At 41.5% G+C, this 13,329-nt stretch carries 12 protein-coding genes and 1 pseudogene; 6 read left to right on the top strand and 7 right to left on the bottom strand.

Translation table 11 applies throughout. The features are described from left to right. Positions 1–389 precede the first annotated feature (389 nt). Positions 390–1,133: an alpha/beta fold hydrolase gene (locus tag J8L98_RS07790; RefSeq protein WP_210995969.1), complete on the top strand. Its 744-nt coding sequence runs from the start codon at positions 390–392 to the stop codon at positions 1,131–1,133. A 49-nt stretch (positions 1,134–1,182) separates the two neighbouring features. Here J8L98_RS07790 and J8L98_RS07785 read toward each other — a convergent pair whose 3' ends face one another. Together J8L98_RS07785 and J8L98_RS07780 are read right to left on the bottom strand one after the other, a co-directional pair. Beyond that, a complete protein-coding gene (locus tag J8L98_RS07785; protein ID WP_210995968.1) occupies positions 1,183–1,404 on the bottom strand; it encodes a hypothetical protein in 222 nt (73 codons plus the stop codon). A gap of 40 nt (positions 1,405–1,444) precedes the next feature. Further along, positions 1,445–2,134, bottom strand: a complete 690-nt coding sequence (locus J8L98_RS07780) for a pirin family protein (protein ID WP_210995967.1) — start codon at positions 2,132–2,134, stop codon at positions 1,445–1,447. Between the two features lie 126 nt (positions 2,135–2,260). Here J8L98_RS07780 and J8L98_RS07775 point away from each other — a divergent pair, with 126 nt between their 5' ends. Then, the gene (locus J8L98_RS07775; RefSeq protein WP_210995966.1) at positions 2,261–3,163 is read left to right on the top strand and encodes a LysR family transcriptional regulator; all 903 of its coding nucleotides are present in this window, start codon (positions 2,261–2,263) and stop codon (positions 3,161–3,163) included. Positions 3,164–3,179: 16 nt separating this feature from the next. Here the strand turns inward: J8L98_RS07775 and J8L98_RS07770 are convergent, their stop codons facing one another. After that, entirely contained in the window at positions 3,180–3,893 is a 714-nt protein-coding gene (locus J8L98_RS07770) for a hypothetical protein (protein ID WP_210995965.1), read from the bottom strand. Positions 3,894–4,376: 483 nt separating this feature from the next. On the opposite strand from J8L98_RS07770, the gene J8L98_RS07765 reads away from it, so the two are divergent. From J8L98_RS07765 to J8L98_RS07755, 3 genes and pseudogenes are all read left to right on the top strand, one after another. Then, on the top strand, positions 4,377–5,552 hold the full coding sequence (locus tag J8L98_RS07765) for an RNA ligase RtcB family protein (protein WP_210995964.1): 1,176 nt from the start codon (positions 4,377–4,379) through the stop codon (positions 5,550–5,552). Beyond that, a pseudogene (prfH, locus tag J8L98_RS07760) lies at positions 5,540–6,003 on the top strand (peptide chain release factor H); the annotation flags it as partial. The gene J8L98_RS07765 and the pseudogene prfH, both read left to right, overlap by 13 nt. Positions 6,004–6,133: 130 nt before the next feature. After that, a complete protein-coding gene (locus J8L98_RS07755) occupies positions 6,134–6,532 on the top strand; it encodes a phosphotyrosine protein phosphatase (RefSeq protein WP_348771894.1) in 399 nt (132 codons plus the stop codon). Between the two features lie 306 nt (positions 6,533–6,838). Here the strand turns inward: J8L98_RS07755 and J8L98_RS07750 are convergent, their stop codons facing one another. From J8L98_RS07750 to J8L98_RS07735, 4 genes are read right to left on the bottom strand one after another with little or no spacing between them, the layout of a single operon-like run. Further along, positions 6,839–7,660 (bottom strand): nucleotidyltransferase domain-containing protein, encoded by an 822-nt coding sequence (locus J8L98_RS07750; RefSeq protein ID WP_210995962.1) that lies wholly within the window; start codon positions 7,658–7,660, stop codon positions 6,839–6,841. After that, positions 7,660–8,922 (bottom strand): multifunctional CCA addition/repair protein, encoded by a 1,263-nt coding sequence (locus tag J8L98_RS07745; protein ID WP_210995961.1) that lies wholly within the window; start codon positions 8,920–8,922, stop codon positions 7,660–7,662. The genes J8L98_RS07750 and J8L98_RS07745 overlap by 1 nt, the downstream gene beginning before the upstream one ends. A gap of 51 nt (positions 8,923–8,973) precedes the next feature. Next, positions 8,974–10,035, bottom strand: a complete 1,062-nt coding sequence (gene rtcA, locus J8L98_RS07740; RefSeq protein WP_210995960.1) for an RNA 3'-terminal phosphate cyclase — start codon at positions 10,033–10,035, stop codon at positions 8,974–8,976. 8 nt (positions 10,036–10,043) lie between these two features. Next, complete coding sequence (locus J8L98_RS07735) at positions 10,044–11,270, bottom strand: RtcB family protein (RefSeq protein ID WP_210995959.1); 1,227 nt, start codon at positions 11,268–11,270, stop codon at positions 10,044–10,046. A 262-nt stretch (positions 11,271–11,532) separates the two neighbouring features. On the opposite strand from J8L98_RS07735, the gene rtcR reads away from it, so the two are divergent. After that, positions 11,533–13,125: an RNA repair transcriptional activator RtcR gene (gene rtcR, locus J8L98_RS07730; protein ID WP_210995958.1), complete on the top strand. Its 1,593-nt coding sequence runs from the start codon at positions 11,533–11,535 to the stop codon at positions 13,123–13,125. Positions 13,126–13,329: the final 204 nt, after the last annotated feature.

Genomic DNA, 13,329 nt, shown 5'->3' with positions numbered 1-13,329 from the left:
TTATGATACCTTTTCCTAAAACATGCTGTCATTGTACATTTACGGTTTACCTAAATCTTAACCACTTTTTATTATTTGCGAAAAATAGAAAACAAAAAGAAAAATTAAAAATATAACCATAAAAATCAAAATGATAAATTTATCCTCCGAAAAAGTAACGAGCATCATATCAATATTACTTTTACAACAAATACGATCTCCGCTCCTCATAATGATCTGCCCCAACAACCAAACACATACTCATAGCCAAAGGTCTCTTGTTGAGGTGCCGCAATTAGAATCACCTAATAATTCACCTTAACGCGTTTATTGTCTCACTGAACGAAAATCACTGAAAAAAAAATAAGCTATCGTTAAGTTGGAACAACACTTAAATTAAAAGAACGATTATGAAAAAAAATTATAAAGTACTCAGCATACTCATATTCCTTGCGAGCTTTTCTACTGTGGCACACGCTACAGAGAATGTATTAATCACCTCCGACAAATTTTCTCTAAAAACAGACTATTTCAAACCTAACATTGCCAGCGACCGTGCCGTCTTAATGCTTCATCAATGTAATTACAATCGAAGTATGTATACCAAGATAGGTGAACAATTGGCACAATTAGGTATTCACGCATTAAGTTTAGATTTTAGAGGATTTGGAGAAAGCGTAAATCATCAATATGATATTGAAAAAGTAAGATCGCAACCAGATGACACTCGGCGTTCGGCTTGGTTAAAACTATCTAAAAGTTGGCCCAATGATGTCATGCTTGCATACACTTTTCTGAAAGAGAAAAGTGGCCCTAATAGCAATATCGCCGTTATCGGTGCCAGCTGTGGTGGTGCTCAAGCAATTACTTTAGCCCAAAGCCAGTCTATTTCGGCCATCACGTTTTTTTCATCCGCACAAAGTGACACCAATATCGCCCATTATAAAAATGATTTGGCCAGCATACCTACGCTGATTATTGCCGCGGAACAAGATGGTAGAACCTATAACAGCGCACAAACATTGTTTAAAAATGCAGAGCATATAAATAGCAAGTTTGTCAGCTATAAAGGAGCTGAGCATGGCTACCCATTACTCGATAAAGACAATAACCTAGTGCCTCTTATCACTAACTGGCTTGATAAGCAGTTATAAAAAACGGGGTCCGCTTACCTCTATTTGAAAACTCACAGGAGAGACACAATCAGTGTTTCTCTAACATTGATGCCTTTTTTCCAAAGCAATATACGACCAAAGGCATCACAACATAAGACATAATAGGGACTATTAACGCAACAACAATACAGACTTGCAGTAAGTGATTGTTAGGCAAGTAAGGCGTTACCCAGGTTGGAATAAAGTAAACCAATGGCACTAATACAATGTAGTTAATCAAAGCAATCAGGTGTGGGTTGATATGTGTCATGGCTTTGCTCCTGATAAATTAATAGATTAAAACAGGCTACCTAAGGAGCTGTCACTGTCACAACAACTACTTCTACGTCATTTTTCGCCTCAATATGAAGACCTTCAGCGCGCACCACGCTCCCTTCTGATGCATCGTAATACGCATTGTCATCCATTAATCGCGCATTGCCTTTACTGACGTAAACCAATACATCGTTGTTCGAAGTGAATACTTCACCGGCTCTTAAACGCACAATATCTATGGTAGTTTTACTATAAAAACTGTCAGTTTGCTTTTTGCTACCACCATAGATGCGCGTGACCCCCTGTTGCACTGTGTAATGCTTAAACCCCGCTGGTTCGCCTAACTCATCAGGTAAAACCCACAGTTGTAGCAATCTATTTTTTGTTATATCAGGATTTACCTCGTTATGCTCAAACCCTTCCCCCCCAGCTCGTTGTACCTGCGCTTCTCCTGCAATGAGGCTTTGCCCATGCTCTAACGACCCTTCATGACTAATCCGCCCATCCATCATAATGGTGATCACGTCAATTTCTTTATGTGGATGCATATGCGTTTCACCCATTGGGTTAAACTGTGCGTCAGCAAGGTAAACAAAATTACCAATGCCCTCAAATGTATTTGGACTTTTTCTACCAGCAAACACGCGGCTATCTGTCACTAAACGATGCTCTGTTAAACCCGCAAAACCACCCAGTGGTAATGATTCTCTTGTTAATACTTGCATCTATTTCCCCTTCGTAAAGTCATTTTATCTGGTTGATGTGGTAATAGTACGCTGTCTAATTAGATTGATAAATGCACGTTAATTGATATGATATTCTCATAATCAACAACAATTAGATGCTGACTTATGCAATATGATTTAAATGACATGATGGTTTTTTTAGCTGTAGTAGAAGCTGGTAGTTTCACATTAGCAGCAGAACGGTTGGGGATCCCCAAAGCAAATGTCAGCAGAAAAGTATCTCGCTTAGAAAAGCAGTTAGATATTACTTTGCTGGAGCGTTCTACCCGGTCACAGCACTTAACAGAAGCAGGTAAACATTATCTTATACATTGCAAGCGCATACATGAAGAGATTGATTTAGCGAATAGCTCAGTCAGTGAACAGTTACATCGTTATAAAGGCCAGTTAAAGATTGGCACATCGGTCGCGATGGGCCAACAAGTGTTGCGCCCAGCACTTGGCAAGTTTATGCATAAATACCCTGAAATCAACGTGCAGCTCAATTTAGTCAATCGACGAGTCGATTTCATTGAAGAAGGGTTCGACGTTGTAATACGCATTGGTCACTTAGAAGATTCACTGTTAATTGCGAAAAAATTGGGCAGTGTTTCACGTAAACTATTTGCTAGCCCACGTTACCTAACACAGTACGGTAACCCCACCTCTGCTGATCAACTCATTGAGCATCAACTGCTGATTATGAACCCCGCGAGTAACGGCACAAAGTTAAACTTGAACTCAGAAGATGGCCAGTCAATCACCTTGGCTAACAAGCCGCGTTTACTCGTTGACGATTTTGCGTTGCTTAAACAATCCATAATAGATGGCTTAGGCGTTGCTGTACTGCCTGAATATATGTGTGCAAAAGAAGTAAAGGCAGGTAGCTTAATTCAGATCCTGCCCAAGTGGGGAATGCCAAAAGTTGATGTTTATGCACTATACCCTCGTAATCGAGCAAAGTTACCGAAAGTTAGTGCTTTTTTAGCCTTTATTGAAACGCTGTATCATCAAGTACTAAATGAATAAAACCAACTAAGTCACACTAGAAACGGTAGCTCACATAGGCACCAACTCCTTGTTTGTTGGCACTGTCAGCCGTAAAGCCATTCTCTTGCGGGTTAAAGCTCGAGTATTTCAAGTACACTCCAGCATCTAAGCTTCTGGAAAGTGCATAATTCATTGACACAGAGGCTTCATGTGCGGTTGACTGAGTCATATCATTTAAACTCCTGAGTGTATAGTCAGCACTCACTACTACATCCTCAAGCACTTGATGCTGCACTCCTAGGTTAAACCGATATTCATCCGCGTTTTTATCGGTATGTTGTACATTCCAAAACACATATTGCGCACCAAATAGTAAGGCAGTATCTTGAGAGTAGACATATTTACCCATAATATCAGCACCGTAGCCCAGCACATCAACATTGCTTTGCCCTAATTTTTCGTACATGCCTTTTAAACCTGCGCCCAGAGTCAGTTCAAGGCCTAAGTCACTATCTCCTCGGTCTAAAAATCGATAACGAGTATGCCCTAAGCCGATTGTCCAATCATCATTTAAGCCATACCGCGCATCAAAACCAACCTCAATACCGTCTTCATCACCGTTTTTACCGTAACCCAAAGCACCAACAACTTGTAATTCACTGTCTTGTACCGTCAATGAACGAGTGACGACATTACGGTCACTCAATTCACTCGCCTGACTTGCACCGATGCATGCCAGCGCAATTAAAAGAGAAAATTTATTTAACATTGTTATGTCCTATTACTTGCTTCAATAACAACGATAATACCGATACAACCTGTAATATTCGTGTATTCAGCTGTAGGAAAGTGTTCGCGAACTGTGAGAAAGTGAAAACGTAATACCATATTAATTAGCTTGCGCTGTAAGCGAGAACACAAGAAACTGTTCATCATTGCTTATTTTGAAAAAAGTAAATTAAATATTGCTTTACGTTACCGATTTCAATACCATGCGCTCGTTCAATAAACACACCCAATTCATTTAATCTATTAACTGTAAAGGAGAAAACATTATGACTATGACATCAACAACCTTTGCAGGTCTTATCCAATAAGAAACGAGTGACTTAATCGTCATTTATTTGCATCCCTTATATATGCAAATACATACCGTGAGTTTCATTCGCGTCAACGCGACTTAGATCCAGACCTGCCAATACGTATTACGTTTTAAATCCTAATTTTCTATCCAGAGAAAGGAATTGGTACTATGGACAGATCCGTCCAAAAAATTACTGACAATGTTAGCCTTATTGCGTCCGCAGATACGTGGATTGAAGGGCTGGCAATCGAACAACTGATTAAAACATCAAATTTACCAGACATGCATTACGTCGCGGGAATGCCTGATTTGCACCCCGGTCGTGGTTACCCTATTGGGGCAGCATTTTTTACTCAAAATAAAATCTATCCAGCACTGGTTGGTAACGATATCGGCTGCGGCATGTCACTTTGGCAAACCTCAGCAAAAGTATCAAAGGTCAATTTAGAGAAACTCGTTAAAAAGCTTGCATATGTTGAGCAACCCTTAGATGAAAGCTGGTCTGCATTAATAGCCAGCCGCAAAGCAGAAAAAGGTATCAATATTCACAGTTACGACCGAGCTTTAGGAACCATTGGCGGTGGTAATCATTTTGCAGAGTTTCAAGCCATTGAGCGCATTTATGATCACACTGCATTTGATACTTTGGGGCTTAATAAAAAGCACCTACAACTTCTGGTTCACTCCGGTTCGCGCGGGCTGGGTCAATCGATTTTAGTAGAACATGTTACCAACTATAATCATCATGGTTTAACTGTCGATGACAAAAGTTTTCATGGCTATATGACTCAACATGACGAGGCCGTTCGTTGGGCGGAATTAAATCGTGAACTCATCGCACTCCGATTTTTAGACGCGATAAACGCCAATGGCAATTACGTATTAGATATCAATCATAATCTCGTCTCAGCGAAGAATATAGAGGGTAAAACAGGATGGCTACACCGAAAAGGGGCAACTCCCAGTGACAAAGGCTATGTGGTGATCCCCGGTTCTCGTGGAGATTATAGCTACCTAGTCAAACCACTTATCACAGATGAAACAACAGCCCAAAGCCACGTTACCAGCTTATTCTCATTAGCGCACGGCGCTGGTAGAAAATGGAAACGCGGAGAGTGCCATGGCCGCCTAGGTCATAAATACAAACGCGAAGACTTATATCGAACATCTTTAGGCAGCCGTGTAGTATGTGGCAATAAAGAACTGTTATACGACGAAGCTCCACAAGCATACAAAAAATGCGAAACAGTGATCCAAGACATGATCGATGCAGGGTTAATCACAGTCGTTGCAAAACTGCGCCCAGTATTAACCTTTAAGACCAATGGAGAATGTTCATCATGATCTTATTGCAACTGTCTGCAGGCCAAGGACCACTAGAATGCTGTCAAGCAGTAGGGCTGGCGTTAAAAGTAATTGAAAAACAATGCCGTGCTCAAGGAGTCAAACTTACAGTCATTGAAGCTAAAAAACTCAAAGAGCGTGACTGCTTTAAATCAGTGTTACTTCAACTTGATTCTGCACAGCGCTTAGCTAAGTCTTGGCAAGGTATTATGCTATGGGTATGCCAAAGTAAATACCGCCCAAAACATAAGCGAAAAAACTGGTTTTTTAGTGGCCAAATGTACGAGGTCAATGAAGCACAACTGGACCAAGGCGTCACTTTTCAAACATGCCGAGCTTCTGGTGCCGGCGGTCAACACGTCAATACGACTGACTCTGCCGTACGCGCAACACACCACACTACTGGCCGTCTGTACGTGTAGAAAGTGAACGTAGTCAACACGCGAACAAACGCCTAGCAAGTATCTTGTTATTTCAAAAGTTAGAAGCACTAAAACATGAACACATGGCACAGCAAGAAAAAGCCCGCTGGCAACAGCACCAGACACTTGAGCGAGGCAGCCCAATAAAGGTATTTAAAGGTGAAAGATTTTCGCTCAGCAATGGAAGCTAATAACATGACAAAAGGACATAAAGAAGTAACAAATATCTTATTTATTTGCAGTCGGAATAAGTGGCGCAGCCCTACAGGGGAGCATATTTGGCGACATCACCCCTTTATTTCGGTGAGGTCTGCTGGCACCAGTGCAAAAGCCAACAGAACCGTCAATAGCAAGGATATTCAATGGGCTAATATCATTTTTGTGATGGAGAAAAAACACAAAAACCGGTTACTCGCGCAGTTTACCCGGCACATCGCCCATAAAGAAATTCATATACTCGACATTCCCGATGAGTATCAATATCTAGACAACACACTAGTCAACATGATGAAGTCGTCTGTAAGTCATTATTTAGGGTTTTCCGAGCAATCTAACTAATCTCAGGTTTGGATAAGGGTTTTGGAATAGAAAATGTTTTGTAAACAAACTTACTTACAATCCAATGATGATATTTTGTTCAATATCAAAGCGCTTTCATTTGTAAGAGCGGGCTATTACAAATGAAAGCAACGCCGAGAGTGAGAAAAATAGCTTTATTGGGCAAATTCGCTTATCCAGGGCTGAAGTTAACTATTGACCCTTAGTACTAAGGCCAAAAATACAACATCAATTTATAAAGGTTATGCTTATCTGTGCGTAACCTTTATATTGTCAAATACACTGTACAACGGTGCGACCACACCTCTACGAATATGTATCGAGTACATCACGGAATAATTGATTAAGCACTTCTACATCAACGTTGCGTGCTTGGTATTTAGCTCGGTAGCTCTCATGCCGTGCTAACTCTGATTCTATAAATGCATTGATCGCAGGCTCAGTAGGGATAAACTCTTTTTCTAAGCTCACTCGCTTGCGTGCCAATAACAGGGTGATGGCATCATCTAAATCCGTATTATGCGCAACTAACTCTCGCAATCTCTCAAACTCAATGGGCGCAGGCGTATTGTATTTTTCAAGCCACATAATCGCCAGCAAAGGTCGTAAAACATAAAAGTACTTTTTTAACGGAACCACCTCTTTTTTAAGGTATTCTCGGTAATTTCCTTTCGCCATATGTAAGTAGTGATAAATGGCTTTTTCAGACGAGGCTATTATCGGCATGAGCGCTTGAGCTTGCTTGGTAAAGCACTCATCATTGACATACACTATGGGCGATTGCAACCATTCTATAAATGACGGGTTTGAGTTGAAAAAAAGCTTGAGTGCTTTTTTTATATCCCAACCATTAATGTCTATATCATCCACGATGGGATATTCAATCACATCCCTTTTATCATCTAGATTTACTGCCAAGTACCACTCTTTAGGGTGCACATAAATAAAGCGCACATCATAGTCACTATTGGGCGATTCAAACCCCCAAGCACGGCTACCTGACTCAATCGCATACAACACCTTGACGTTATGTTCACTTTCCGCTGCTTTTATACGGCGCATTATCTCTACACGTACCTGTTTTTCAATGCATCGTTCGAATTTACACTCGCGTTCAATGACTGCCATTACTGTGCTCTCTCTATATTCTTTTTTAAGTTATCAAAACAACTTCGTAAACAATGAATTTCTGCTTCGCGTACGAACTGACCTATATCAGGACCTTGCCTCCCTTGTAACAGCGCCTTTTGCACAATGGCTTTTCTATCTAACGTTTTTAATGCTGTGAATAACCTTTGCGCAGCCAGTAATTGTGGGTAAGCATGATTAACAAAACGCTCCCCTCTGCCTTGGGCATCACATAAACACGCTTGCAGAAAATGTTCAAATCGTTCGGGATGTCCCAGTGCATCCATATTCTCAACAATCAGTTTATGCACCTTTTTTGCTGTTAGTTCAAATAGTTTATGGCACCGAGTATGATTGTCACTGGTTAACTCCCCTACTGACTTAAACCGATTGGGTATTTTTAGTCGTGCACAAAATGCGTCAATGACAGCGACTCCAGCTTGCTCGTGCCCGCGTAAGTGACCATACTGTTTATAACAATACGCTTTACCAAAATCATGCGTTAAAGCAGCAAATCGCGCTTCAATATCAAAATTTAACTCGGCAGCTCTTTTCAGTACCAACATCGTGTGGGTGTATACATCTCCTTCAGGGTGATGCTTTACAGGCTGCGGGATACCTTTCATCGCTTCAATTTCAGGAAAGATTCCAAAATCACTGAGTGTCTCAAAGAATAAATGCGGATAGGTTTCTCCAAGGGCTTTTTCGGTTTCAAGCCATACTCGTTCAGGAACCAAATGTGATAACTCGCCACTGTCTCGAAGCCGCTCCATCAATAAATAAGTTTGTGGTGCAATGCGCCAAGTATCACCATAACGTGCTAAAAATCGTGCTATGCGTAACACTCTTACTGGGTCTTCGATAAATGCCTCTGACGTATGCCTGAGCACTTTATCTATTAAGTCTTTTCGGCCATTAAAAGGGTCTATTATGTTACCTTCATTATCCATCGCCATCGCATTGATGGTTAAATCACGCCGAGCAAGGTCATCTTCCAAAGTAACTGACACCGCTGCATTGACCGAAAAACCGGTATATCCTCGGCCATTTTTTCGCTCTGTGCGCGCTAACGCATATTCCTCTTTTGTGTCAGGGTGCAAAAAAACAGGAAAGTCGCGCCCAACAGATTGAAAACCCAAAGCGAGCATGGACTCAGACGTCTGCCCCACCACAACATAATCTTGATCTTTAGACGCTTGTCCAAGTAAGGCATCTCTGACAGCCCCTCCGACTAAATACACCTTGCTCAACCCACTTGCCATTACTCTACCTACTTATTTTTGCCAATACATGAACGTGAAATACGACTTATCTTAACCCGGTTTTAACTCATCGTTATGCAGTGAAATACGCCACAAAACCTCTGTCAACTGCTCAACAACAAACACTTTACCGAGTACCAGCTTGATCACATCAATATTTGTGAGCGTATGTAAACTCGGCTTCGTCGTCGTAAAACTGCCACTGCCAGCAAGCGCAATCGGTAGCAGCAATTGATCCGCTAGCTGTTCCTCGACAGCGGCATGTGCTTCAATAAATGTACTTACTCGTGCCGCAGCTCGCCTAGCGACTTCTTTCGCAGCCAATCCGCGCTCACCTATCACCTCAAATACGCTGCAATGTGTGCTACTTGCAATAGACAGTTGAAAGCTATTACCTGCCCCTTTTGAGCTCACTTGCTGTACACTGCTCGAAACTTGCTGCCAATCTAGCAACTTTTTAGCAGTCGCCACTTCCGTGTCACCAATACGCTTAGGTAAAGCACTCAACAGTGCATGCATCGCACAGTTTTCAATTTTGTTAGCGAAATGGCTCCCACTATCAAGTATATGAATGGAATTAAATGCAGCCGCAGGCTCAATCGTTATTTGCCACTTCCCCCCGCCGGCGGGGTAAAAGCCCAACGAGTATACCTCTACTTTACAACGCACACCCATGATCGCCAGAATAGGGAAAAATGATTGCTGTAAAAAACTCAATGAAGGAGACATGCCATTATGTGTGCCGCCTTCAAACAGAACGGTCGAACGTTCAGCTGCAAGTGCCAGTACAGGTAAAATCGTTTGACACACCAAAGCTGTACTACCAGCTGTACCAATTGCAAACTCAAAGTTACCCGCTTTAATTTCCCCTGGTGAAAAGCGGATACGGCAGGAACCTAGTTCAACGCCGTCAAGCTCGGCATCACATACCGCTTGAGCGGCTATTACTGACGTTAAATGCTGCCTCAATAATCCTGGTTTTTTTCTACCTGCTCGAATATTGATAAGTTCAATTTTTCGCTGTGTTAAAATAGACAGTGTCAAAGCCGTTCTCAATACCTGACCGCCACCTTCACCCTGAGCGCCATCAATAATTAAATAATCAGAATTCATATAACTATCTACCCTTTTACACATACAATTTGCTTTAAGGTATGTACCACTTCAACGAGGTCTTTTTGTGCCGCCATGACTTTGTCTATATCTTTATAAGCATGCGGTATTTCATCAATGACCGAAGCATCTTTGCGGCACTCGACGCCTTCTGTTGCAGTAATGTGGTCAGTAATACTGTAGATTTTTTTTGCTTGTGTTCTCGACATAACTCGCCCTGCACCATGGCTACAGCTATTAAAGCTCTCTGGATTCCCAAGCCCTCTAACAATAAAAGACCGTGCGCCCATGCTTCCTGGGATAATCCCCATTTCGCCTTTTTCAGCGCGCACAGCCCCTTTTCTTGTCACGAAGCAGTCTTTACCAAAATGGTGTTCCCGTGAAATATAATTATGGTGACAATTTACCGCTAATTCAGTAGTTGAAAACGCTATCGGTAACATCTTCCTCAACGCAACAATCGCATTGAACATCATAATTTCACGGTTTTTAGCCGCAAAATCTTGCGCCCATTCCACGGCTTCAACATAGTCATCAAAATAATCGCTACCTGCCTCTAGGTACGCTAAATCCATATCAGGTAAATTTAATTGATGGCGCTGCATCTCTTTTCTCGCTAGTTCAATAAAGTAGCTCCCAATACGGTTTCCCACTCCACGACTGCCTGAGTGCAGCATGATCCATACGGCATCGTTTTCATCTAAACAAAGCTCTAAAAAGTGGTTGCCTGTCCCCATGGTTCCCAAATGGTTTACTGTATTGCTTTTTCTTATTGCCGGGTGTTTTTCACAAATACGCTCAAAACGCGCTTGTAGTTTTAACCACTCACTCGCAACCACTTCAGGGATATTGTGCCAAGCACCTCTGTCAGTTCGACTTCGACCACCAGTTCTACCATGAGGTACGGCCGCCTCAAATGCATGGCGTATGCCTAATAAATTGTCAGGTAACTGACTTGCAGTTAAAGACGTTTTAGTGGCAACCATACCACAGCCAATATCTACCCCAACGGCTGCTGGAATAACGGCATTCACAGAGGGGATCACGCTGCCAATTGTTGCGCCTTTACCTAAATGGACATCCGGCATCACGGCAATATGAGAGTGTACTAACGGCATAGCCGCAATATTGTGCAATTGCTGCTGAGCCTGCTCTTCAAATGGCACCCCTTTAGTCCATGCTTTAATTGGGACTCGTCCAGCCTGCGCGATGATGTTGTAATTTTGCTTAGTCATTGTTCTCAATTTTCTCTATCTTATTTTATTCTGAAAAGTATGAGTGTTGTCATCAAGTTAGATAACACCATAATCACTCAATTAAGTGAGTAGCAGTAGTACAAGTCGTATGCCAACAACATAAAAATTAAAAAAATACAACCTAAAGCATTGAAATATAAATGAATTTAAAATTTAGACACGTTGTAAACATGATTTCCCTTGCGCTTAAAAGCAACAATAAATATCATTTCAGATACAAAAATATCCAAGTAGATATATTATGAAAAAAACAATTGCGGTCAGTTTGATTGGGACTCAACTAGATTTTAATGGGAAAAGGGGTGATCGATGGGCTAAATGGCGACCTAATGTTAGTTTATGTAGCCAAGATAATTTAATTATCGATCATTTACACCTCTTGCATGATAACCACAGCAGTCGACTCGCAAATAACGTCGCCGTTGATATCGAATCAATATCTCCTGAAACAACATTGACCTTGCACGATATTAACTTCATTGACCCATGGGACTTTGAAGAGGTCTATGCAAAGTTGTTTGATTGGTGCCAAAAACAAAGCTTTAATACTGAAAAAAATGACTACTTATTTCATATCACTACCGGCACTCATGTTGTGCAAATATGTAGCTACTTACTTACTGAAAGCCGACATTTCCCTGGTCGATTAATCCAAACATCACCGGACAATAGCAAGCAAAATAAGTCTATTGGCCGCACACAAGTGATTGATTTAGATCTTTCTAAATATGATCAATTAGCAACTCGATTTGATATTGAGCACCAAACAGGTAAAGAATTTTTAAAAGGCGGCATCAAAACTAAAAACCACGCCTTCAATGCCCTTATTTCCCAGATCGAAAAAGTCGCGATTCGCTCGCAAGAGCCTATATTACTCACAGGACCTACTGGAGCAGGCAAAAGCCAACTCGCGACTCGAATTTATCAACTGAAAAAAAAGCGTTCTATGCTCAAAGGAGAGCTGGTATCAGTCAATTGTGCGACCTTAAGAGGTGAAAATGCAATGGCGGCCTTATTTGGTCACACAAAAGGCGCGTTTACCGGCGCAATGCAATCTCGCGATGGTTTTTTACTCTGTGCAAATAACGGCGTGCTATTCCTTGATGAAATCGCTGAGCTTGGACTTGAAGAGCAAGCAATGCTGCTACATGCCATTGAAAATAAAACCTTCCACCCTGTTGGCAACGATAAACCCGTACAGAGTAACTTTCAACTTATCGCAGGTACCAATAAGGATTTAAAGCAAGAAATTGCCAAAGGGACATTTCGCGATGATCTCCTTACCCGGATCAATCTATGGACCTACTCATTACCACCTTTAAAAGCCCGTAAAGAAGACATACCTGCCAATGTCGACTTTGAGATTGACCTCTTTACACAAAAAACAGGCCAGCGGGTTCAATTTAATAAAGAAGCCAAACAGGCATTTTTAGCATTCTCAACGTCACCTGAAGCCTGTTGGTCGGGGAATTTTCGAGATTTAAGCTCTGCGATAACCAGACTATGCACTTTAGCCGACTCATCCCGTATAACTACAGCCGATGTACTTGAAGAGATACAGCGCTTAAAAAATGATTGGTATTTACCTGTCAGTCAAACCGCACATCACGCATTAGCACAACAGCTATCAACACAACAAATCGCCCAACTTGATGTATTCGATGCCAATCAACTTAACTTTGTTTTATCTACCTGCGCTCAGCATAAAACCATGGCCTCTGCGGGTAGAGCCTTATTTGATGTCAGTCGCACCTTAAAAACACAACAGAATGACTCAAGTCGTCTGCAAAAATACTTGCAAAAGTTTGGTATTAAGTGGGCTGATATCTCTTAACGAGTCTGACAGATAGATAAAGCTCCCCCATTCTCCTGCCACCCAGCCTGAGCAAAGTTGACGCATCATCGTCAACTTTTCCTGTCGATCACACAGCCACACAACATACGAATTTAAAACATACTTTAACTGCCATCTAAATGTTATTTTTTTGTGATATTTATGTGATAAATATTATTTAACATCTACCCAACTCTTAGTTTT

Source organism: Pseudoalteromonas sp. MMG013, assembly GCF_018100885.1.
GTDB lineage: Bacteria > Pseudomonadota > Gammaproteobacteria > Enterobacterales > Alteromonadaceae > Pseudoalteromonas > Pseudoalteromonas aurantia.
This window is presented reverse-complemented; position numbering and strand designations above follow the sequence as displayed.